The sequence below is a fragment of the Azoarcus sp. CIB genome (genome assembly GCF_001190925.1).
Classification (GTDB): domain Bacteria; phylum Pseudomonadota; class Gammaproteobacteria; order Burkholderiales; family Rhodocyclaceae; genus Aromatoleum.
In genome coordinates this window covers 2,088,999-2,110,747 of the sequence record NZ_CP011072.1, presented here as the reverse complement: position 1 = coordinate 2,110,747, position 21,749 = coordinate 2,088,999, and the positions used below count along the sequence as shown (strand labels likewise).

25 protein-coding genes are annotated in these 21,749 nt (G+C 62.4%); 11 read left to right on the top strand and 14 right to left on the bottom strand.

Annotation, left to right across the window (positions count from 1 at the left end; genetic code table 11):
- Nucleotides 1–14: 14 nt before the first annotated feature.
- The 10 genes from AzCIB_RS09335 to AzCIB_RS09290 all read right to left on the bottom strand — a co-directional run bounded on the left by AzCIB_RS09335 (nt 15) and on the right by AzCIB_RS09290 (nt 9,075).
- Complete coding sequence (locus AzCIB_RS09335) at nt 15–713, bottom strand: electron transport complex subunit E (RefSeq protein WP_050415645.1); 699 nt, start codon at nt 711–713, stop codon at nt 15–17.
- Between the two features lie 13 nt (nt 714–726).
- Nucleotides 727–1,389: an RnfABCDGE type electron transport complex subunit G gene (locus AzCIB_RS09330; protein ID WP_050415644.1), complete on the bottom strand. Its 663-nt coding sequence runs from the start codon at nt 1,387–1,389 to the stop codon at nt 727–729.
- On the bottom strand, nt 1,386–2,396 hold the full coding sequence (locus AzCIB_RS09325) for an RnfABCDGE type electron transport complex subunit D (protein ID WP_050415643.1): 1,011 nt from the start codon (nt 2,394–2,396) through the stop codon (nt 1,386–1,388). Before AzCIB_RS09325 ends, AzCIB_RS09330 begins: the two co-directional genes overlap by 4 nt.
- Before the next feature lies 1 nt (nt 2,397).
- Nucleotides 2,398–4,047 (bottom strand): electron transport complex subunit RsxC, encoded by a 1,650-nt coding sequence (rsxC, locus tag AzCIB_RS09320; RefSeq protein ID WP_050415642.1) that lies wholly within the window; start codon nt 4,045–4,047, stop codon nt 2,398–2,400.
- A complete protein-coding gene (gene rsxB, locus AzCIB_RS09315; RefSeq protein WP_050415641.1) occupies nt 4,044–4,595 on the bottom strand; it encodes an electron transport complex subunit RsxB in 552 nt (183 codons plus the stop codon). Before rsxB ends, rsxC begins: the two co-directional genes overlap by 4 nt.
- A gap of 97 nt (nt 4,596–4,692) precedes the next feature.
- Nucleotides 4,693–5,277 (bottom strand): electron transport complex subunit RsxA, encoded by a 585-nt coding sequence (gene rsxA, locus AzCIB_RS09310; protein WP_050415640.1) that lies wholly within the window; start codon nt 5,275–5,277, stop codon nt 4,693–4,695.
- A 106-nt stretch (nt 5,278–5,383) separates the two neighbouring features.
- Nucleotides 5,384–6,406, bottom strand: coding sequence for a quinone-dependent dihydroorotate dehydrogenase (locus tag AzCIB_RS09305; protein ID WP_050415639.1), 1,023 nt, complete (start codon nt 6,404–6,406; stop codon nt 5,384–5,386).
- A gap of 86 nt (nt 6,407–6,492) precedes the next feature.
- Nucleotides 6,493–7,233, bottom strand: a complete 741-nt coding sequence (locus AzCIB_RS09300) for an arginyltransferase (RefSeq protein WP_050415638.1) — start codon at nt 7,231–7,233, stop codon at nt 6,493–6,495.
- Between the two features lie 16 nt (nt 7,234–7,249).
- Nucleotides 7,250–7,951, bottom strand: a complete 702-nt coding sequence (gene aat / locus AzCIB_RS09295; RefSeq protein WP_050415637.1) for a leucyl/phenylalanyl-tRNA--protein transferase — start codon at nt 7,949–7,951, stop codon at nt 7,250–7,252.
- An 8-nt stretch (nt 7,952–7,959) separates the two neighbouring features.
- Nucleotides 7,960–9,075 carry an ABC transporter ATP-binding protein gene (locus AzCIB_RS09290; RefSeq protein WP_050415636.1) on the bottom strand — a complete coding sequence of 372 codons (1,116 nt, stop codon included), beginning with the start codon at nt 9,073–9,075 and terminating at the stop codon, nt 7,960–7,962.
- Nucleotides 9,076–9,207: 132 nt separating this feature from the next.
- Here AzCIB_RS09290 and AzCIB_RS09285 point away from each other — a divergent pair, with 132 nt between their 5' ends.
- The 3 genes from AzCIB_RS09285 (at nt 9,208) to AzCIB_RS23740 (ending at nt 11,756) form a co-directional block, all read left to right on the top strand.
- Nucleotides 9,208–10,890 carry an ABC transporter permease gene (locus tag AzCIB_RS09285; protein ID WP_050415635.1) on the top strand — a complete coding sequence of 561 codons (1,683 nt, stop codon included), beginning with the start codon at nt 9,208–9,210 and terminating at the stop codon, nt 10,888–10,890.
- 74 nt (nt 10,891–10,964) lie between these two features.
- Nucleotides 10,965–11,246 carry a response regulator gene (locus tag AzCIB_RS09280; protein WP_050418302.1) on the top strand — a complete coding sequence of 94 codons (282 nt, stop codon included), beginning with the start codon at nt 10,965–10,967 and terminating at the stop codon, nt 11,244–11,246.
- 102 nt (nt 11,247–11,348) lie between these two features.
- Nucleotides 11,349–11,756: a hypothetical protein gene (locus tag AzCIB_RS23740; RefSeq protein WP_083446942.1), complete on the top strand. Its 408-nt coding sequence runs from the start codon at nt 11,349–11,351 to the stop codon at nt 11,754–11,756.
- Nucleotides 11,757–11,916: 160 nt separating this feature from the next.
- Here the strand turns inward: AzCIB_RS23740 and AzCIB_RS09275 are convergent, their stop codons facing one another.
- Nucleotides 11,917–12,936 carry a Fe(3+) ABC transporter substrate-binding protein gene (locus tag AzCIB_RS09275; RefSeq protein ID WP_050415634.1) on the bottom strand — a complete coding sequence of 340 codons (1,020 nt, stop codon included), beginning with the start codon at nt 12,934–12,936 and terminating at the stop codon, nt 11,917–11,919.
- 124 nt (nt 12,937–13,060) lie between these two features.
- Between AzCIB_RS09275 and AzCIB_RS09270 the strand changes: the two genes are divergently transcribed.
- Entirely contained in the window at nt 13,061–13,390 is a 330-nt protein-coding gene (locus tag AzCIB_RS09270; RefSeq protein WP_050415633.1) for a DUF2325 domain-containing protein, read from the top strand.
- A 39-nt stretch (nt 13,391–13,429) separates the two neighbouring features.
- Here the strand turns inward: AzCIB_RS09270 and AzCIB_RS09265 are convergent, their stop codons facing one another.
- Nucleotides 13,430–14,323 (bottom strand): adenylate/guanylate cyclase domain-containing protein, encoded by an 894-nt coding sequence (locus tag AzCIB_RS09265; protein WP_050415632.1) that lies wholly within the window; start codon nt 14,321–14,323, stop codon nt 13,430–13,432.
- A gap of 358 nt (nt 14,324–14,681) precedes the next feature.
- Between AzCIB_RS09265 and infA the strand changes: the two genes are divergently transcribed.
- Nucleotides 14,682–14,951, top strand: coding sequence for a translation initiation factor IF-1 (infA, locus tag AzCIB_RS09260; protein ID WP_050415631.1), 270 nt, complete (start codon nt 14,682–14,684; stop codon nt 14,949–14,951).
- Nucleotides 14,952–15,120: 169 nt separating this feature from the next.
- Here infA and AzCIB_RS09255 read toward each other — a convergent pair whose 3' ends face one another.
- Both AzCIB_RS09255 and AzCIB_RS09250 read right to left on the bottom strand, forming a co-directional pair.
- Nucleotides 15,121–16,116, bottom strand: coding sequence for an HpcH/HpaI aldolase/citrate lyase family protein (locus AzCIB_RS09255; RefSeq protein ID WP_157058474.1), 996 nt, complete (start codon nt 16,114–16,116; stop codon nt 15,121–15,123).
- Nucleotides 16,117–16,211: 95 nt separating this feature from the next.
- Complete coding sequence (locus AzCIB_RS09250; RefSeq protein ID WP_050415630.1) at nt 16,212–17,201, bottom strand: malate dehydrogenase; 990 nt, start codon at nt 17,199–17,201, stop codon at nt 16,212–16,214.
- 223 nt (nt 17,202–17,424) lie between these two features.
- Between AzCIB_RS09250 and AzCIB_RS09245 the strand changes: the two genes are divergently transcribed.
- The 6 genes from AzCIB_RS09245 (at nt 17,425) to AzCIB_RS09220 (ending at nt 21,749) form a co-directional block, all read left to right on the top strand.
- On the top strand, nt 17,425–18,153 hold the full coding sequence (locus AzCIB_RS09245) for a GntR family transcriptional regulator (RefSeq protein WP_050415629.1): 729 nt from the start codon (nt 17,425–17,427) through the stop codon (nt 18,151–18,153).
- Nucleotides 18,154–18,259: 106 nt separating this feature from the next.
- Nucleotides 18,260–18,649, top strand: a complete 390-nt coding sequence (gene sdhC, locus AzCIB_RS09240) for a succinate dehydrogenase, cytochrome b556 subunit (RefSeq protein ID WP_050415628.1) — start codon at nt 18,260–18,262, stop codon at nt 18,647–18,649.
- The gene (gene sdhD / locus AzCIB_RS09235; RefSeq protein WP_050415627.1) at nt 18,643–18,990 is read left to right on the top strand and encodes a succinate dehydrogenase, hydrophobic membrane anchor protein; all 348 of its coding nucleotides are present in this window, start codon (nt 18,643–18,645) and stop codon (nt 18,988–18,990) included. The genes sdhC and sdhD overlap by 7 nt, the downstream gene beginning before the upstream one ends.
- Nucleotides 18,991–18,992: 2 nt before the next feature.
- Nucleotides 18,993–20,786: a succinate dehydrogenase flavoprotein subunit gene (gene sdhA, locus AzCIB_RS09230; RefSeq protein WP_050415626.1), complete on the top strand. Its 1,794-nt coding sequence runs from the start codon at nt 18,993–18,995 to the stop codon at nt 20,784–20,786.
- 19 nt (nt 20,787–20,805) lie between these two features.
- The gene (locus tag AzCIB_RS09225) at nt 20,806–21,516 is read left to right on the top strand and encodes a succinate dehydrogenase iron-sulfur subunit (protein WP_050415625.1); all 711 of its coding nucleotides are present in this window, start codon (nt 20,806–20,808) and stop codon (nt 21,514–21,516) included.
- Complete coding sequence (locus AzCIB_RS09220) at nt 21,513–21,749, top strand: succinate dehydrogenase assembly factor 2 (protein ID WP_050415624.1); 237 nt, start codon at nt 21,513–21,515, stop codon at nt 21,747–21,749. The genes AzCIB_RS09225 and AzCIB_RS09220 overlap by 4 nt, the downstream gene beginning before the upstream one ends.

Below are 21,749 nucleotides of genomic sequence, written 5' to 3'. Positions count from 1 at the left end.
GCCCGCCGCCAGAATCAGGCTGCGGACGCAGGCTGCTCGGTCGCCGATGCCACAGGCTCCTGCGCTGCTGGCTTCCTTTTCGCGGTGCGACTGCGGATCACGTTTGACAGCGCGATCAGGCAAGCGAGCGCGAAGAAGGCGCCAGGGGGGAGGATGCCGATCAGGAAGCCCGGATAATCGGGGCCGAACACGGAGATCGCCGAAAGCCCCGGGAAGAGCATCTCGATGCCGGAGAACAAGGTGCCGTTGCCCGCCAGTTCGCGCAGTCCGCCGAGCACGGAAAGGAGGCAGACGAGGCCCAGGCCCATCATGATGCCGTCCACGGTCGATGAAACCGGATCGTTCTTCGCCGCATAGGCCTCGACGCGCGCAAGGACGATGCAGTTCGTCACGATCAGCGGGATGAAGATGCCCAGCACCAGATAGAGATCGTGGAAATACGCATTGAAGGCGAGGTCGACAACCGTGGTCAGTGCCGCGATGATCAGGATGAAGACCGGGATGCGGATCTCGTAGGGAATGAAGTTCCGCAGCGACGCAACGGCGAGGTTCGACACCGCCATCACCATCACGGTGGCCAATCCCAGGCTCGCCGCATTCACGATGCTCGTGCTCACGGCGAGAATGGGGCACAGGCCGAGCAACTGCACGAGACCGGTATTCTGGCGCCACAGGCCGTTCCAGGCCGCTTCGCGAAAGCTTTGCAGGTTCATTGAGCGTTCTCCGTCAGAGTCTTCCGCCTGGCTGCGCGGCGAACAGCGCATCGCGTTGGCGGATTGCGTAGTCGACAGCCCGCGCGGTCGCGTTCGTCACTGCGCGAGCGCTGATCGTCGCGCCGCTGCGGTAGGTGAAGGTTCCGCCGTCGCGTTTGACCTTCCATTTGTCGGGCCCGAGGTCCGGGAACGACACGCCCGTAAACTGTCCGATCCACGGTTGCGACTTGTTGCGGTCCTTGTTCGGATCGATATAGTCGCCCAAGCCCGGAGTTTCCCGGTGTCCCGTGACACGGACACCGCTCACGCGCCCGTCGACGCCGACGGCGATCACCAACTGGATCCGTCCTGCGTAGCCGTCGGGCGCCACCACCTCCAACACTAGTGCGGCGGGCTGGCCGGCGAGGCGCGCGCGATAGGCGTGCCCGCTCTGTTCGAGGCCGAGCTCCGGGGTCGGGCCGAGCACGACGGAGTCGTCCAGGAGAGCATTGTCATAGGAGGAGGGCGGCAGCACCTCCCTGATCAGGCGCATCTTCCCTTCCAGCGCAGAGGCCTCGATCGCGGGACGGGTGAGCTCGAAAGTCGCCGCCATTAGTGCGGTGAACACCACGGTGAATAGCACCATGATGCCGGCGGTGCGCACGGAAGTTCGTGCAGCAGTGTAACGGGCGCTCATCGTGCCTTGTCTCCCTTGTGCCCGAATACCCGCGGTTGCGTATTCATGTCGATCAACGGCACGCAGATGTTCAGCAGAAGCACCGCGAAGGCGACGCCTTCGGGGAAGGAGCCGAAGACGCGGATGATATAGGCCAGCAATGCGACGCTGGCGGCAAAGATCAGCTTGCCGCGAGGCGTGGTCGCTCCCGACACCGGGTCGGTGACGATAAAGAACGCCCCCAGCATGGCGCCACCGCTCGCGAGGTGGAATAGCGGGGACGCGTAGTGCGCGGGATCGGCAAGCCAGAATACCGCCGAGATCGCCGCGAGTGCGCCGAGGAAGGCAGCGGGCATGTGCCACGTTATGATTCCCCGTGCAAGCAGATAAAGGCCGCCGAGCGCATACGCCGGTGCCAGCCATTCCCACCCACGTCCGCTCACGAGACCGAAGTTTCCGCCTTGGCTCATGATGGATTGAACCGTCGCCCCCGCAGTCCGGAGGCCGGTCTTGATCGTGTCGAGCGCGGTGGCGCTCGCAATCGCGTCGATTTCGCGAGCGCCGCCAAAAACCAGTCCCAACTGCGTCGCGAAGTCCAGCTGGCCGGCGCCGGGCCATTGCGACATCAGGGAGGGGAAGGCAACGATCATCGCGCAATACGCAACCATCGCGGGGTTGAACGGGTTTTGTCCAAGCCCGCCATAGAGATGCTTGACCACCACGATAGCGATCAGTACGCCGAGCACGGTCGCCCACCAGGGCAGGATGGGCGGGAAGCACAGCGCCAGCAGCCACGCGGTGACCACGGCCGACAGATCGGACAGCGCGGGGGCGAGGGGCCTGCCGCGCAGCTTGAGCACCAGCGCCTCACCGGCCAGAGCCGCGATCGTTGCGATTGCGAGGTTGACCAGCACCACCGCGGCGATTTGCGACGCATAGACGATGATCGCGGGAATCAGCGCGGTGAGGACCGCCAGCATCACCCCCTGGACGCTGGCCGGTTTGCGGATATACGGAGAATTGATCATGTCACGGCGCCTTGTCGGCGTCTTGCGGGTTGAGCTTCTCGCGGCGGTCGTCGATATCGGCGATCTCCGCCTGCACATCGGCGCTCAGGTCGTCGGTATTCCGGGGCGCTACCGCCGTCTGCTGTTGCTTGGCGCGCGCCAGCGCGGCGGCGATCAGGGCCTTCTTGGGGTCTTCGGCCGCGGCGGTAGTTGCAGGAGCCTCGCCCGATTCGGCGAGCTTGGCCCGAGTCTCAGCGGCCTTCGCCGCGAGTTTGGCGGCCTTTTCCTCCTTTTCCCGTTCCTGGCGGAAATTGCGGAACTCGAAACGCTCTCGTGCCTGGTCGGAAGCCCGCAGTTCGCGTTCGCGGGCCCAGATCTCGCCCTTGGCAAAGCGGTAGTAATCGACCAGCGGAATGCGCGAAGGGCACACAAATGCGCAGGAGCCGCACTCGATACAGTCGAAGAGGTGGTACTCCTGCGCCTTGCCGAAATTCTTCGCACGCGAAAACCAGTACAACTCGAACGGCTGCAACTCGGCCGGGCAAGCGCGCGCGCAGGCGCCGCAACGGATGCATGGCAGTTCGGGCGGCGGCGGCGGAAAGAGCGCAGGCGAGGCGGCGATGACGCAGTTCGTGCCCTTGATCACCGGAACGGAGAGGCTCTGCAGCTCGGTTCCCATCATCGGGCCACCCATGATGTAGCGATCAGTGTCTGCTTTCGGGCCGGCTAGTTCGAGCAGCTCCTCAACCTGGGTGCCGAGCAGCACTTCGTAGTTTCCCGGGCGCGTGACGTTGCCGGTCAGCGTGACAACGCGGGAAACGAGCGGCTCGCCGAAGCGGATTGCGCGGTGCACGGCCTGCGCGGTACCGACGTTGAAGCACTGGACGCCGAAATCCGTGCCGAGCTTGCCCTGCGGAATCTCGACGCCGGTCAGAACCCGGATGAGTTGCTTCTCACCGCCCGCCGGGTAGAGCGTGGGAACCGGCACCACTGCGATGCCGTCACCCAGGCCGCTCGCCGCAACCTGCATCGCGGCGATCGCCTCCGGTTTGTTGTCCTCGATGCCTAGCAGCACCTGCTTCGCGCCGATCAGCTCGCGCAGGATCATCGCTCCCGACAGCACCTCGGGCGCACGCTCGCGCATCAGGCGGTCGTCGCAGGTGATCCAGGGTTCGCATTCCGCACCGTTGATAACCAGCGTGTCGATTCCGCGTCCGCCCCCGAGCTTCACGTGGGTCGGAAAGCCCGCGCCGCCCATGCCGACGATGCCGCAGCCGCGCAGCCAGGCGAGCGCCTCCTCGCGCGACACCGTGCGCAAATCGAGCGGCGTATGGTCGATCCAGCGGTCCTCCCCGTCCGGCTCGATCACGACCGACAAAGTTTCGAGACCCGAGGCGTGCGCCATCGGGTATGGCGCGATTTCCACGACGGTTCCGGACGTGGAGGCGTGCACGCTCGTCCCGAGGCCGCCTTCGCCTTCGCCGATGTGCTCCCCCTTGAGCACCTTCTGCCCCGGCTCGACGAGGCAGCGCGCGGTCGAGCGGATGCTCTGGCGCAGTGGAATGACCAGCCGCGTCGGCATCGGCACCTTCTGGATCGGCGTGCCGGACGACTCGTTCTTGTGCGATTCGGGCTTGACCCCGCCTTTGAAGCCGAAAAGGCGGGTGATCATGCCGCAGACCTCAGTTCATGCACCGGATATTTCCATTTCCACGTTTCAACGGTCTCCGCGACAGGCACCATCGAGATGCAGTCGACAGGGCAGGGCGCCACGCACAGTTCGCACCCGGTGCACAGCGGCGCCACCACCGTGTGCATCTGCTTCGCCGCGCCGACGATCGCATCGACGGGGCAGGCCTGAATGCACAGGGTGCATCCGATGCACACCTGTTCGTCGATGCGCGCGACCGATTTCGGTTTCTCGGTGCCGTGCTCTTCCGAGAGCGACTTGAACTCACGGCCCAGCAGGTCGGCCAGTTTGCGTATGCCCTCTTCCCCGCCCGGCGGGCACTGGTTGATGTCGGCTTCCCCGTTCGAGATGGCTTGCGCGTACGGCTTGCAGCCCGGGTAACCGCACTGGCCGCACTGCGTCTGGGGAAGAATGGCGTCGATTTTCTCGACCAGCGGATCGCCTTCGACCTTGAAGCGGATCGACGCATAGCCCAGTGCTGCGCCGAGCACGATGGCGATGCCTGTCATGATGAGGAGGGCGGTCAACATGGAATGAGTGCCAGGTTCGAGGCGCTGGAGAACAGCCCGCTGCCGGGGAGCTCCGCTTGCGCCGGATCAGTTAGGGATGGGATTTCGGCCACAAGTCCTAGTGAAAACGGTCCAGTCCGGCGAATCCCATGAAGGCCAAGCTCATGAATCCCGCCGTGACCATGGCGATGGCCGTGCCACGGAACGGCACGGGAACGTCAGCGCCGTCGAGACGTTCGCGAATTCCCGCAAACAGTATCAGGGCCAGGGTAAAGCCGATCGACGAACCGAAGCCGAACAGAAGGGACTCCAGCAGATTATGCCGGAGGCCGACGTTCAGCAGCGGAATGCCCAGCACCGCGCAGTTAGTCGTGATCAGCGGAAGATAGATGCCGAGAACCTGGTGAAGGACCGGACTGGTCTTCTGGATGACCAGCTCGGTAAGTTGCACGATCGCTGCGATGACGACGATGAACGCAAGCGTGCGCATGAATGCGAGATCGAACGGTTCGAGCAGGTAGTGATCGATCAGGTAGCTCGTTCCGCACGCCAGGGTAAGCACGAACGTCGTCGCCGCGCCCATGCCTATCGCGGTCTCCAGCTTCTTGGATACGCCCATGAACGGGCACAGTCCGAGAATCCGGACGAAGACGACGTTGTTCACCAGAACAGCGCCGATGATGATGAAGATGTAGCTGGTCATGTTCGAGAACCGGTTGGTATCCGCGGGATTATGTCCCGCCGTTATTTCCCGCTCAACCCTGAACGGGTTATAGGCATATGCCTTTGGGGGCCATCACGCTGCGGCGTCAGCGGTCCGCGCCAAAATCGGCGGTTGCCCGCACACACTCCTGCACGAGCGCCGGTCCGCGATAAATCAGGCCACTGTACAGCTGCACCAATTGTGCCCCGGCTTCGAGCTTGGCCCGCGCGCCACGCCCGTCGAGCACGCCGCCGGCAGCGATGATCGGGAGTTCGCCGGCGAGCGCCTGCGCAAGCTGGGCGACGACCGTGGTCGAGGCTTCGAACACCGGCGCCCCCGACAGGCCGCCCTGCTGCTCGCCGTAACGCACGCCCTGGACCTTCTCGCGCGAGATCGTCGTGTTCGTCGCGATCACGCCGTCGATGCGATGGCGCCGCAACGCGTCGGCGATGTTGATCACCTGAGCCGGCTCCAGATCGGGGGCGATCTTGAGGGTCAACGGCACGTAACGGCCGTGTTTGTCCGCCAGTCGTGCCTGCCGCTCCTTGAGTCGGCCGAGCAGGTCGTCCAGTTCCGATTCGCCCTGCAACTGACGCAGGTTCTTGGTGTTCGGGGAGGAAATGTTGACCGTCACATAGCTTGCCAATGCATACACCTTGTCGAGGCAGGCCAGGTAGTCGTCAGCTGCATTCTCGATCGGCGTGTCGAAATTCTTGCCGATATTGATTCCCAGAATGCCCTTGAACTTGGCCGCTCCGACGTTCGCGACCAGCGCGTCGACGCCATGGTTGTTGAACCCCATGCGATTGATGATGCCGCGTACCTCGGGAAGGCGAAACAGCCGCGGGCGGGGATTGCCCGGCTGCGGGCGCGGGGTGACCGTGCCGATTTCGACGAAACCGAAGCCGAACCTTGCGAGACCGTCTATCGCCTCTCCGTTCTTGTCCAGTCCGGCGGCCAGGCCGATACGATTGGGAAATCGGAGGCCCATGACCTCGACCGGATCGGCAGTCGCCGGTTTGCCTGCGGGAAGAAAGCGGCCGGCGAGATTGAGGGTGGCAAGGGAAAATTCGTGGGCGGTTTCCGCGTCGAGCGAGAACAGGATGGGGCGGGCGATATCGTATAGCATCCGCGAATTCTACCGTTTCGCGCGGGACCTCGCCCCCCGGATTTCCGAAGAAGGCGGCTGCCTGCGGCCGGCATGCATCCCGGTCGCTATTCCGAATCCGAATCCGTCAGCGGATCGAGGGGACGCCATTCACCCCGGATGCGCCCTTCGAGTGGGCGGAAGCGGATCTTGTAGGTCATCTTCCGGCTGTCCTTGATCCAGTATCCCAGGTAGAGATAGGGTAAGTGCAGCCGGCGGCACACTTCGATCTGCCACAGCACGCCGTAGGTTCCGTAACTGGCCTTGGGGTCGTCCGGGTCGAAGAACGTATACACGCTGGACAAGCCGTCGCTCAGGCGGTCGATCACACTGACCATGCGCAGGACTCCCTGCTCGCGGAATTCGACTACGCGCGTGTCGACCTGGCTCTGCAGCAGGAAGTGCGCGTACTGCTCGCGGTTGTCCTGATCCATCCCCCCGCCCGCGTGTCGCGAACCCTGATAACGCTGGTATAGCGCGTAGTGCTCTTCCGAAAACGCGAGATCCTGCTCGCGCGCCTCAAGCGTACAGTGCCGCGCCCAGCTTCGCCGCTGGCTGCGGTCGGAAACAAAGGCAGCCACCGGAATCCGCACCGGCACGCAGGCGCGGCAATGATCGCAGTAGGGGCGATAGGTGAACATGCCGCTGCGCCGGAAGCCATTACGGACGAGCTCGCTATACACCGCCGTGTCGATGAGATGCCCAGGCGTCGCAACCTGGGAACGTGCCACCCGATCCGGAAGGTAAGAGCATGCATAAGGCGCCGTCGCGTAGAACTGGATGAGTGCGTACGGGTAGTCCTTCTGCATGTCTGCGAGTCTACGTTCAGAACAGTCCCTGACCGGCGTCTTCGCGCCAGCGTCCCGGTCCGTCCCCTTGCTGCGTCCAGACATCCAGGCCGGCGCGGAAGTCGGCGCGAGGGATTTCAAAGGCGCCGAGCGAGAGCAGGTGTGCGGTCTTCATCTGGCAATCGATCACCGCGAAATTCCGTGACTCGAGGTAGCGCGCCAGATGCGCCAAGGCGACTTTCGATGCGTCGGTGCGGCGGCTGAACATCGATTCCCCGAAGAATGCCCTTCCCAGTCCGATGCCGTAAAGCCCCCCCGCAAGCGAGCCCTCATCCCACGCTTCGACACTGTGTGCATAGCCGAGTTCGTGCATGCGACAGTAGGCGGCCTGCATCTCCTCGGTAATCCACGTGCCTGCACCGGGCTCCCTGGGTGCCGCGCAGGCGGCGACGACTTCGGAAAATGCGGTATCGAAGCGGATCTCGAAGCGGTGCTGGCGCAAGGTCCGGCCCAGCGAGCGGGATATTTTCATCCTCGACGGGACCAGCACCAGGCGGGGATCGGGACTCCACCAAAGTATCGGCTCGCCCGCGCTGTACCACGGAAAAATTCCCTGCCCGTATGCGGCCAACAGCCACTCCGGGTCAAGCCCGCCGCCCGCGGCGAGCAGGCCGGGCGGATCGTCGAGTGCCGACTCGACCGGGGGAAACCGCGGAGTGCCCGTGAGCCAGGGAATCATCACTTCGATTACTGCGTCCGGAACGGCCCGATAAGTGGCCGCTCCTGCACCGCGTCTTCCGACCCCTCGTGAAAGGTCACCACGTGATCGACATCCAGCCGGATACCGATCCGCTCACCGACTGCATGGTTGTGATGGCTCGGCACCAGCGACAACACCTTGGCCCCGCTTGCCAGCCTCAGCGTGTACAGGATGTCCGCTCCCCGGAAGGCCTTATGCACGACCTCGGCCTGCATGGTGCTCATGTCGTCATGCACGATGTCGTCCGGCCGCAGGAGCACGGACACCGTGCAGTCGCGGTCGCAGTTGCCACAACCGATGCCGCATTCGACAGGAATGGCGCTGTTCAGCGTGCCGAGCTCGACCTTCACCTGATGGTCGTTGAGCACCAATCCCCGGAGAAAAACCCCCTGTCCAACGAAATCGGCGACGAAGCGATTGGCAGGGCGGTGATACAGGTTGTACGGCGTATCCCATTGCTGGATGCGCCCCTCGTTCATGATCCCGATCTCGTCGGCGACCGCAAAGGCCTCGTGCTGGTCGTGGGTGACCAGAATCGCCGTTGTGTTCGTCGCCTTGATGATGTCGCGCACCTCGAAGGACAGGCGTTCGCGCAGTTCCACATCGAGATTCGAGAACGGTTCGTCGAGCAGGAGCAGGCTGGGGCGCGGCGCAAGTGCGCGGGCGAGAGCGACCCGCTGCTGCTGGCCTCCGGACATCTCGTGCGGATACTTATGCCCCTGGCTGGCCAATCCCACGACCCGCAGCAACTCGGCGACGCGGTCACGACGCTGCTGCGCGTCGAGCTGACGCAGGCCGAATCCGACGTTCTCGGAGACCGAAAGATGGGGGAACAGCGCGTAGTCCTGAAACACCATTCCGATACGCCGGCTCTCGGGCGGAACATGCAGGTCGCTCCCGCTCACCACCTTGCCGTCGAGCCGGATCTGCCCGACCGTGACGGGTTCGAACCCCGCGATGCAGCGCAAGACAGTGGTCTTGCCGCAGCCGGACGGGCCCAGCAGACAGCCGATGCTGCCCTGTTCGAGACGGAATGAAAGCTTGCGGACGACTTGATGGCCGCCGTACGCCAGATCGATGCCAGCGAGCTCGAGATGGGACATGGAGAATCCGATACAGCGTTGAAAAGTGCGATGGCCATTATTGCATCGCGGTAACCGAAATGGGATGAATTATAATTCTCGACAGCCTGCCGCGTGGAATGGACCTCGCGGCATGATCCCGTCGGGAGCGAAATGAGATTTTTGGAAAGGCTGGGAAGGTGGCGCGAGCGCTGGTCGTCATTGACGGCCGGGTCGCTGCTGATCTCCGTGTTGATCGCAATGCCGGTGATATCGGTATTCTCGAACGTGTTCGTCGGGGGAACAGCTGAAACCTGGGGCCACCTGTCGTCCACCGTTCTGCCGGAGTTCATCGGCAACACGCTGATCCTGTGTGCCGGTGTCGGGCTGGGCGTGTCGACCATAGGAGTGGCGACAGCCTGGCTGACCACCATGACCGAGTTTCCGGGGCGCCGCTTCTTCCAGTGGGCACTCGTTCTGCCTCTCGCAGTCCCGGCCTACGTGATGGCCTATGTGTACACCGATTTTCTCCAGTTCGTAGGCCCTCTGCAAAGCGGGCTGCGCGAGGTCTTCGGATGGAAGGCGGGCGGCTACTGGTTCCCGGACGTCCGCACGGTGGGCGGGGCGGTTGCGATGTTCATGTTCGTCCTGTACCCGTATGTGTACCTTCTGGCACGCACCGCGTTTCTCGAGCGTGCATCCGGAATGCTCGAAGCAGGGCGCTCGCTGGGCCTCGGCCCCTGGGGCAGCTTTTTCCGGGTCTCGCTCCCGTTGGCCCGACCTGCCGTGATTGCCGGTTCCGCCCTGGCTCTGATGGAAACGCTGGCGGATTTCGGAACGGTCTCCTATTTCGGCGTGCAGACCTTCACGACCGGCATCTACCGTGCCTGGTTCTCGCTCGGCGATCGCGTCGCCGCAGCACAGCTTTCCGCCATGCTGCTGGCCTTCGTCGTGCTGGTGCTGGTTCTCGAACACGCCAGCCGCGGACGGGCTCGGTTCAACAACACCTCGCGCCAACAGGCGGTGCCGACCCCGGTCCGGCTGTCGCGCGCGCTGGGCCTCGTGGCCACGCTCGCATGCCTGCTGCCGCTCGTTCTCGGATTCCTGCTGCCCGCCTTCCTGCTGGTACGCATGGCACTCGTCGAGGGCGATGCACAGTTCGGCGGGCGCTTTGTGCAACTGGCACGCAACAGCTTCGTGCTCGCCCTCGTTACGGCGCTGCTCGCCGTGCTTCTGGCTATCCTGCTCGGTTATGCCGCGCGGCTGGCACGCACGCGCCTGCCCCATGTATTGAATCGCATCGTCGGGCTCGGTTATGCGGTACCGGGATCGGTTATCGCGGTCGGGGTGCTGATTCCGGTGACGAGGCTCGACCACGTGCTCGCGGCCTGGTGGCAGGGCGTAACGGGCCTAAATCCGGGCCTCGTACTGACCGGGGGAATCGCCGCGCTCGTGTATGCTTATTTGGGCCGTTTTCTTTCCGTCGCACTGCATACGGTCGAAACCAGTCTGGGCAAGATCACGTCGAGCATGGACGATGCATCCCGCAGCCTGGGTGTCGGGAAGTGGGCTACGCTGCAGCGCGTCCATGTCCCGATCCTGCGAAGCAGCCTGCTCACCGCTGGCCTGCTCGTCTTTGTCGACGTAATGAAGGAATTGCCGGCAACTCTCGTGATGAGGCCGTTCAATTTCGATACCTTGGCGACGCAGGCTCACACGCTCGCATCGGATGAACGGCTGACCGAGGCATCGACGGCTGCCGTGACGATCGTCGCGGTCGGCCTGTTGCCGATGTTCATCATCTCGCGCCAGATCGCGCGCGGGAACCGGCGCACGGTCGAGGAGACGGAAGTCTGAATTGCGCTTCGAATGGGAAATACTACTGAGGATGCGGGATGACAATCAAAATATTACTGTGGTGCGATGATCTGATGAACCGCATGCGGCTCGAGTCGAAGTGGAAGGCTTCCGGTGCAACCATGCTCAAGAAGCGCGGCACGGAAACGCCCGACTGCATCGTGGTGGATCTCGCGGTGCGTAATGCGTGTGATCACATAACACAGTTGCGCGCGACCTTTCCCCAGGTCGATATCATCGTTTTCGGTCCGCAATACGACCCCGAGGCGTTCGAGGCGGCAAAGCGGGCCGGAGCGACCGACGTGGCAGCGCGCGGATCGATCGTTGAGCGCGTGTCCCGTCGTTTTCCGAAGTGAAAAATTCGCTTCAAGGGACTTGCATCCCTGGCATTCGCCGCAGACACGACTTTTTGAGCAAGAACAGGAGCGGGCACGCCCGAACGATGGGATAATTCGACCATGAATGCACCGCAATCGACTTCTCCGCGTCGTCGCCTGCAGGAACTGCTGGCGATTCCTGACAATCAGCGCTCCGACGCCGAATGGGACGAGCTCAACGAACTCGAGATCAGTCTCGCTCCCGGAAATCGTGAAGGCGCGCCCGACCCCAACCTGAGGCGCCCGACGCCCTCGACCGGATTGGGGGCCAAGCCTTCCCGTGGCCCGCGACCGGGTGGACGCCAACAAAAGCCTGGCGGACAAGGCAAGGCGCCCCCGCAGCAAAAGCCGGTAGTCCAGCCCAAGAGCGCTGCCGCTGTGCCAGCACCGGCACCGGCGGGCGAAGATGCGCCGGCGAAGAAACCCGCGCGTAAATTCCGCAAGCGGTCGCCGAAGCCGAACACCACGCCCACTCCTCAGTCCGAGTAGGAGCGCTGTCCGTTGCGAGCTCTTCCCGAGGTCGCTGTCGGGCTTACATGAAAGAACGACGCCTTCCGGGTAGATCGGAAGGCGTCGTTCTTTTCCTTGCCTGCCCTCTGATCTGCAGTCGGTCTGCGACGGAGCGGTCACGCCGTCGCAGACCAACCGATCAACGGAATCCAGCGCGGTCGTAGATCTTTTGCGCTTCGGCCGCGGTGTTGGCGAGTTCGCCGACAGGAAGGCTGTCAGCCTTGAATTTGCCGAGCGTATCGAGCGCGGGATTATTCACCTTGACGCTCGCCACGACCGGCCACTCATTGTTGCCGTTGGCAAAGTACGCTTGCGCCTCGTCGGATGCGAGGTACTCGAGGAATTTCACCGCGGCCCCCTTGTTCGGGGCATTTTTCAGCATGCCTGCGCCCGAAACATTGATGTGCGCGCCCCACGTCTTCTGGTTCGGCCAGACGGTCCCGATCTTCGCTACGACGGCCTTGTCCTCGGCCTTGTCCGAGTTCATCAGGCGCGCAAGGTAATAGGTGTTGGCGATCGTCACGCCGCACTCGCCTGCGGCCACGGCCTTGATCTGGTCGGTGTCACCGCCTTTGGGTGCGCGAGCGAAATTCGCGACCACGTTCCTGGCCCAGGTCTCCGTCGCTTCGGCTCCGTTGTGCTTCACCAGGGCTGCTCCGAGCGAAATGTTGTACGGATGGCTACCCGAGCGCGAGCAGACCTTCCCCTTGAGGGCAGGGGCCGCGAGGCTCTCGTACGTCTGCACGTCGTCCGCCTTGACCGAGTCCTTGTTGTAAATAATCACGCGGGCGCGCGTCGAATACGAGTACCAGTTCTCGGTGCGCAGATGCGCAGGGATGCGCTCTTCCAGTACCTTCGACTTCACCGGAGCGAAGATTCCGAGTTCGTCCGCCTTCGCCAGACGCGATGCATCGACGGTGATAAAGACGTCGGCAGGACTATTCGCACCCTCGTTGCGGATGCGCTCGAGCAGCTCATCTTCCTTAGCTTCGATCCTGTTGATCTTGATGCCAGTCTGTTTCGTGAAGCTCGAATACAAGGCCTCGTCGGTTTGATAGTGGCGCGCCGAGTACAAGTTGAGTTCGGCGTCCGCTGCACTGGCCTGGGTGGCGAGGACGCCAAAACCGGCGAGGATGGAGGCGATCAGAGTCTTGTTCATGTGGTTCCCTTGCGTTGTCATGGGGTGATGGCGCAATACTATCGAGAACAATTCTTACTTGCAAATAGTTCCCATTGCAGGCAGTATTGTTGCGAACGATTCGCAATACCGATTGAGGGATGACATGGATGCACTGATTGTGGGAGCAGATCGCCTCGGCAACATTCCGAACGTCTTGTCGGAGTTCGGCATTCGCATTGCGGGGCATGTCAGCGGTCGGGAGACCGCGCACCAGCGCCGCACGGCCACCTTGCCGGCAGGTATCGGCATGGTGATCCTCTTCACCGATTTCCTTGGGCACAACGTCATGCAGCGCTTCCGCGAAGCAGCCAGCAAGGAAGGGGCTGCGGTGGTGTGCTGCAGGCGGTCCGTCTGCGCACTCCAGCAGGCGCTCGGAAAACGGGTGGACAGGAGCAATTGCGCGGCTTGCCGTGCCGACTGCGCCAAGCACTGAGTGGTGCCAGGCGGGGCATATCAGCGTGCGCCGCGACTTTTACAGACTGGCGAATTCGATGACGTCGTGGCTTTCCGATGACGACCGGCCCAGTGCGATGCAACCGCGTTTTCTCAGGACCACTTCCTCGTGCGAAAGGACGAACTCGCGTTCTCCGTCAATGGCGACGAAGGTGCCGTTACTGCTGCGGTCGACGAGGACGAATTTGTCGCCACGCAGCTCGATGTAGGCGTGTTCGCGGGATGCGCGCGTGTCCGTGACACGAATCTCCGAGGAGGCTCCACGACCCAATCGGGCGCTCGGCCTTTGGGAGTTCAGGATCAGCGAGCGGCCTCCGATGCTGAGTCGCAATTCGGGGGAGTCTTCTGCGTCGAGCGTCACGCTCTGCACTACCGTGAGGTCGCCCACTGATTCGCATACGAGCTCGAACGGCGCCGTCAGACGCGACACGCCCCGCAGACTTCTGCTCTGAAGCGGATGCAGGAGGCTGCGCCATTCAGTTTTCAGCTCGTGAGCACATTGTTCCGACGTTATCGCACGCCCCGGCGATGCGAGTTCGAGCAAGCGGGCCGCGACATTCACGGTATCACCGAAGACATCGTCTTCGCTGACTATCACCGTACCGGTGTGGAACGCGACGCGAACCGCCGATTTCTGCCCGGACACGCGCGGAAGGTCCTGAACGACGTTGTGGACCCTTATCGCCGCCTCCGGCGCTCCGTTCGGATCGGAAAAAACTGCGAGCAGTCCGTCCCCGGTGTTCTTGACCACTCTGCCGCCACAGGCCTGAATTTCCTGTCGCATTCCCTGCAGGCATTGCTCGACAAGACGGTAGGCAACGGCGTCCCCTGCGCGCTCGTAAAGCTGAGTGCTGCCGGCCAGATCGGCAAAGAACACCGTGCAACTTTCGGGGAAGGTTTCGGGAACCGTCATTTTTTCATTATAAAGAAAGCCGGGCCCGCACAACGCACATTCGCCCCCGGAAAGGGGCGATTTGGGGCACTGTGATGCGTTCCGCTATAATGCACTATCAAGTTGGGGGCGGAACATCGTTCCGGCTCATTCTCTGCCGGTTGTGCCGGTCATTCCCGACGTCGCAGCGAAACGTCATCCCCGTCCAGGCCTTGCATATTTCCGTCTGTCTGGATCGTTCCGGTGTCTCCTGATCACAGTCGTGTGTAACAGGGGCACAGGTCGCTGCGCCGTTGACGATCACGGTGCGGCTTGGCGCCCGGAATTCTCACGATGGACCGTCGTGCAGCCGGATATTGCCTGTTTTCGAGGAGTTGAAATGGCGAAGGAAGAACTGCTGGAAATGGAAGGCGTTGTGAACGAAGTGCTTCCCGATACGCGTTTCCGCGTGACGCTCGAGAATGGCGTGGAAGTGCAGGCTTACGCATCGGGCAAAATGCGTAAGCATCGCATTCGGATTCTCGCCGGCGACAAGGTAAGCGTCGAGTTGTCACCGTACGACCTGACGAAGGCCCGCATCAGTTTCCGCCACAAGGAAGAACGGAGCGATGCCCCTGCCGCCCCCCGTCGCCAGTTTCGCGGTCGCTGAGGTTTCTTGACTTCTCGCGACTTGGCGGGGGAACAACCCGTCCAGTCTGCGGACTCCTGCGGGCGATGACGATCATGTCGCCGTACGTGACGTACACCGTACGGCCGTGGCTATTATCGTCGCACGCCAGTCGACTTCCTGAGTCGATCAGGACGATCGGCGTGCGCCCTCAGCGAAAGAAGCGCTGCTCGGCTTCGTCGCCGATTGCCATCCCCGTGGCCTTGGCCCGGGACAGCAACTCCCAGAAATAGCGATACGACGCCCGGTCGTGGAGCTTTCCACAGTGCTGGGTCGGTCCCCAACCTACGGCTTGGGCGCCGACGAGAATCTCGACGGCGGCCTCGACTTCGGAAAAATCCGGGCGCATTGCCTCGACGATGGGTCGGACCTGGTTCGGGTGGATGCTCCACATGCGCAGATAGCCGAACTCGCGTCGCGCACGCTCGGCGTCCCGGCGGATGTAATCGAGATCCTTGAGTTCCGTGGTGACGTTGTGAGACGGGACGACACCGTTTCCGAGCGCCGCCGCTGCAATCTCCGCTTTCGCCCGGACGACCAGCGGGTGCGTAAACTGGCCCGGACTGGTCATCGCGTGGCCCGGGATCGCTCCATGGTGACCGGATACGAAGTCCATGAGACCGAAATCGAGCGACTCCACGCTGTCGAGCGCGGCGATATCCCATGCTTCGCGCAGCGCGCCATGTGTCTCGATCAATACGTGCACGGGGATCGGCTGGTCGATTCCGTGCGCATTTTCGATCGCGCGCAACACCTGAATCTGCTCTGCAGCGTCCGTCGCGGAGCGTACTTTGGGCAATGTGATGAACGCGATGCGCCGACCCGCCTGACCGACAAGAATTTCTAGATCCTGCTTCCAGTGGCTGTGGGTGATGTCGTGAATGCGCGCCCCGACCCGTCCGAAACGATTGTCCGCCGACACAATCAATCCGGCCGCCATTGCCGCATGTTCCGCCTCGGCTCCGGCATGCGCTCCGTCCTCGCAGTCACACGTCACGTCGAAGATCGGCCCGAGCTCCTGCTGAAGCTGCAAGGCTTTTTGCATCAGTTTCTCAGAGCCGGCATAGTGATCGACGGCGGGCAGGGCCGGGAAGGGTTTCTCTCCCGCGAAAAGAACGTCGGCAGGGTGTTGCATGACTTTGTCCATATACGTGTCGAGAGAGCGATTCTGCTGAAACTCGCGGGCAAAAAAAAGCCGCGGCGCATTGCCGCGGCTTTTTGCTCAAGCCTGGCGCAGGCCGATTACTTCAGCATGTCGGCAACAGCAGCGCGCTCGTCTTCGAGCTCGGCGAGGGTCTTGTTGATCTTCTCGCGCGAGTACTCGTCGATCTCGAGCCCCTGGATGATCTTGAATTCGCCGTTCTTGCACTCGCAGGGGAAGCCGAACACGACGCCGGCCGGAATGCCGTAGGAACCATCGGACGGAACGCCCATCGTCACCCAGTCGTCCGAGCCGAGGGCCCAGTCGCGCATGTGGTCGATCGCTGCGTTCGCCGCCGAAGCAGCGGACGACAAGCCGCGCGCGTCGATGATTGCGGCGCCGCGCTTGCCGACCGTCGGCAGGAAGACGTCGTTGTTCCAGGCGTGGTCATTGACGAGCGCCTTGATGGAGTCGCCGTTCGACGTGCAGAAGCGATAGTCCGCGTACATCGAGGGCGAGTGGTTGCCCCACACGACCAGCTTCCGCAGGCTCGACACCGTGCGGCCGGTCTTGGCAGCAAGCTGCGACAGAGCGCGGTTATGGTCCAGACGCAGCATGCCGTGGTAGTTGTTCGGATTCGTGCGGCCGACCTTCTTGGCAGCGGCAGCGGCAATGTAGGCATTGGTGTTGCAGGGGTTGCCGACGACGAGAACCTTGACGGTCTCCTTGGCGTTCTCGGCAATCGCCTTACCCTGAACGGTGAAGATTGCGCCGTTCGCGGTGAGGAGGTCGGCGCGTTCCATGCCGGGGCCGCGCGGACGGGCACCGACGAGCAGGCAGTAGTCAGCATCCTTGAATGCGACGTTCGGATCGTCGGTCGCAACCATGCCGGCGAGCAGCGGGAAGGCGCAGTCTTCCAGCTCCATCATCACGCCCTTGACCGCCTTCTGGGCCTGCGGCAGATCGAGCAGTTGCAGGATCACGGGCTGATCTTTGCCCAGCATTTCGCCGCTGGCAATGCGGAACAGCAGGCTGTATCCGATCTGGCCGGCAGCGCCGGTAACGGCGACACGGATGGGGGCTTTGCTCATCTGAGTACTCCCTCTAAAGCGAATTGAAGAGAAGACGGTTTTGATTCTAGATCTTGCGCCCGCGATTGCAGCTCGGCGTTCGACTTTGGACAACCGGAAATCGGTTTCCGGGGCGGGGAGATGGTAGAAGCAAGTGTGGTGCGTGTCAATGAATGTCACTTGTCTTATATAAGACACTAGACCGATAATGGACGCTTCAAAAATTTTGTGATGAAATGCGCCCATGGCACAGGAATCCCCAACCTTCAGTCCGCTTTACCGGCAGATCAAAAGCCTGATTCTTCAGGCTCTTGAGTCGGGCGAATGGCGTCCCGGGCAGGTGATTCCGAGCGAGCAGGAGCTCGCCTCGCGATTCAGCGTTTCCCAAGGGACGGTTCGCAAGGCCATCGACGAGATGGCGGCCGAGAACCTTCTCGTGCGCAAGCAGGGCAAAGGCACCTTCGTCGCGTCGCATAACGATCCGCGCGCACTGTTCCGTTTCCTGCGTCTCGTTCCGATGGATGGCGATCTCGCCCATCCCCAGAGCGTGCCGATGGACTGCTGGCGCGCCAAGGCGGGGCAAGAGGCTTCGCGCATGCTCGGCATCGAGCAGGGCGAACCCATCATCATCGTGCGGCGCCTGCTCAGGTTTGCGCAAAAGCCCGTGGTGATCGACGAGATCTATCTGCCTGGCGAGATTTTCCAGGGCTTGACCCTCGAGGTGCTGCAGAGCTGGAACGGTTCGCTCTACAGCCTGTTCGAAACTCGCTTCGGGTTGCGCATGATTCGTGCGCAGGAGCGGATTCGCGCTGTCGCGGCCGACCGCTCGACGAGCGAGACGCTGCGCGTGCAGGAGGGGACGCCTCTTCTGTCGGTTGAGCGGGTGACGTACACCTATGGCGATAAGCCGGTTGAATGGCGGCGCGGTCTATATTCCACCGCCGAGCATTTCTATCTGAATGAACTGAATTGAGCGCGCGGAGCGGCGGAATGACTACGTTCCGCGTATATAATTCTCGCGCTTTGCAAGTTGGGAGAACCGCGTCGGGCAACCGTCGCCAAACTAGGGGTAAAACAATATGTCAGAAGCCATAGCGCGAAAGCAGCGGCCCAAATTCTTGGCCCTGCACGAAATCCGGCTCCCGTTGCCGGGTATCGTTTCCATTCTTCATCGGGTTAGCGGTGCGGGGCTGTTCCTGATGCTGCCGTTCCTCTTGTACCTGCTCGATCGCAGCCTCGCTTCGCCGGAGTCCTTTGCAGCGTACAAGAGCGTTGTCGGCAATCCTCTCGTCAAGATTCTCCTGCTGGGCTTGCTCTGGGCCTACGTGCATCACTTCTGCGCGGGCATTCGCTTCCTTCTGCTCGATCTTCACAAGGGCATCGACCTCCAGTCTGCCCGTAACAGCTCGCGCATCGTGCTGGTCGTCAGCATTGCGCTGACCGTGATCATTGGGGTGAAGCTATGGTAAATCGTATCGTCGTCGGTGCTCACTATGGCCTGCGCGACTGGATTGCGCAGCGCGCAACCGCGCTGTTCATGGTGATCTTCACCGTTCTGTTCGCAGCGGCTGCGCTCGGTCTGCCCGAGATGACCTACCAGACGTGGTCCGGCCTGTTCCGCAACGGCATCGTGCGGTTCTTCGCGTTCCTGTTTTTCCTGGCGCTCTTCTATCACGCCTGGATCGGGGTGCGTGACATCTTCATGGACTACATCAAGCCGGTCGGCGTGCGTCTGGCCCTGCATCTTGTAACGGTTTTCCTGCTCGTCGGCTACGCCGGGTGGGCAGCGCAGATTCTTTGGAGGCTGTAAGCGTGACTGTCGCTAAGCGTACTTTTGACGCAGTTATCGTTGGCGCCGGCGGTGCCGGTCTGCGTGCGGCCCTGCAACTTTCCGAGGCTGGTCTGAAGACCGCCGTGCTGACCAAGGTCTTTCCTACCCGGTCGCATACCGTCGCTGCCCAGGGTGGCGTTGCCGCATCGCTGGGCAACTCGACGGAAGACAACTGGCACTGGCACATGTACGACACCGTCAAGGGGTCGGACTGGCTGGGCGACCAGGATGCCATCGAATTCATGTGCCGCAAGGCCAACGAGGTGGTCGTCGAACTCGAACACTACGGCATGCCCTTCGATCGCACCGATAACGGCAAGATCTACCAACGTCCGTTCGGTGGTCATTCGCAGAACTACGGCCAGTCGCCCGTGTCGCGTTCCTGTGCAGCGGCGGACCGTACTGGTCACGCGATGCTGCACGCGCTTTACCAGCGCAACGTTCGCGCGAACACCCAGTTCTTCGTCGAGTGGATCGCGCTCGATCTGATTCGCGACCAGGACGGCGATGTCGTCGGTGTAACCGCGCTCGAGCTCGAAACCGGCGAAGTGTCGATCTTCCATGCGAAGGCGACTATTTTCGCGACCGGCGGCGCCGGGCGTATTTTCCATAGTTCGACCAACGCGTTCATCAATACCGGTGACGGCGTCGGTATGGCCGCTCGTGCGGGCATCCCGCTCGAGGATATGGAATTCTGGCAATTCCACCCGACCGGCGTTGCGGGCGCGGGAGTGCTGATCACCGAGGGCGTGCGTGGCGAAGGCGGTATCCTGCGTAATGCCGCCGGCGAGCGCTTCATGGAGCGCTACGCACCCAACCTGAAGGATCTGGCTTCGCGCGACGTCGTGTCCCGTTCGATGGTCACCGAAATCAATGAAGGCCGTGGTTGCGGTCCGGACAAGGATCACGTGCTGCTTGACATCACGCACCTGTCGCCCGAGACGATCATGAAGCGTCTGCCCGGCATCCGCGAGATCTCGATCCAGTTTGCCGGCGTCGATCCGATCAAGGCCCCGATCCCCGTCGTCCCGACCTGCCACTACCAGATGGGCGGCATCCCGACGAACTACAAGGGTCAGGTGGTCGTGCCGAAGGACGGCGAGCCGAATTCCCCGGTCGTCGGCTTCTACGCAGCCGGCGAATGTGCATGCGCCTCGGTGCATGGTGCGAACCGCCTCGGCACCAATTCGCTGCTCGACCTGCTCGTGTTCGGCAAGTCCGCCGGCGAATCCGTTGTCGACGACATCCAGAGCGGCAACCTGTCGCTGAAGCCTCTGCCGGCCGATGCCGCGGGCGCTTCGCTGGCGCGGATTTCCCGTCTCGAGAACCAGAGCGGCGGCGAGAGTGTCGCCGAAGTCGGAAACGCAATGCGCCGCACCATGCAGAAGCATGCCGGCGTGTTCCGCTTCGACAATCTGCTCAAGGAAGGCGTGACCGCAATTCTGGACGTCGCTGAGCGCTCGAAGCGTACGGAGATCAAGGACAAATCCAAGGTCTGGAACACGGCGCGCATGGAGGCGCTGGAGCTCGACAACCTGATCGAAGTTGCAAAAGCCACGATGATTTCGGCCGAGGCCCGCAAGGAATCGCGCGGCGCACACGTGCGCGACGACGCGCCGGACACGGCGGAATTCCCGAACGGCCGCAACGACAATGAATGGCTCAAGCACTCACTGTGGTACCGCGAAGGCAATCGCCTCGATTACAAGCCGGTCACCATGAAGCCGCTGTCGCACGACGTCGAGCCGATCGCGCTCGCCAAGCGCACCTACTAAGCGCGGGAGAGATAATTAAATGAGCAAGCGTACTGTTCACTTCAAGATGTACCGTTACGATCCCGATCGTGACGAGAAGCCCTACATGCAGGACATCAGCGTCGAACTCGAAGAGTCCGACAAGAAGCTCCTCGATGCGCTCGTGCGTCTCAAGGCCAAGGACGATTCGATGTCGTTCCGCCGTTCGTGCCGCGAAGGCGTGTGCGGGTCGGACGCGATGAACATCAACGGCAAGAACGGGCTGGCGTGCCTGACGGACATCGACAAGCTGGCCCAACCGATCGTGCTGCGTCCGCTGCCGGGTCTGCCGGTCATCCGCGACCTGATCGTGGACATGACCCAGTTTTTCAAGCAGTACCACTCGATCAAGCCCTATCTGGTCAACAATTCGCCGGCGCCCGAACGCGAGCGCCTGCAGTCGCCGGAAGAACGGGAAGAGCTCAACGGCCTGTACGAGTGCATCCTGTGCGCGTGCTGCTCGACGTCCTGCCCGTCGTTCTGGTGGAACCCGGACAAGTTCGTCGGACCGGCGGGCCTGCTCGCGGCGTACCGCTTCCTCGCCGACACGCGCGACGAGGCGACGACCGAGCGCCTCGATAACCTCGAGGATCCGTACCGCCTGTTCCGTTGCCACAGCATCATGAACTGCGTCGACGTGTGTCCCAAGAGTCTGAATCCGACGCGCGCGATCGGCAAGATCAAGGACATGATGGTCAGCCGGGCAGTATGAGCATCAACCGGGGACGCGTGCGCTGGCAATGTCGTAGAGCTCTCCTGGAGCTCGACCTCGTCTTCGCACGCTTTCTGGAAAGGGACTTCGACCGTCTTACGGACGGTCAGTTGGCGGACCTCGATGACCTGCTCCTTTGCGAGGACCATGATCTGTGGGCCATGGTCAACGGGAGCAGTCCCTGCGAGGTCGACCGCTGGAAGGAGATGATCGGACTGCTGAGTCAGCGTTGA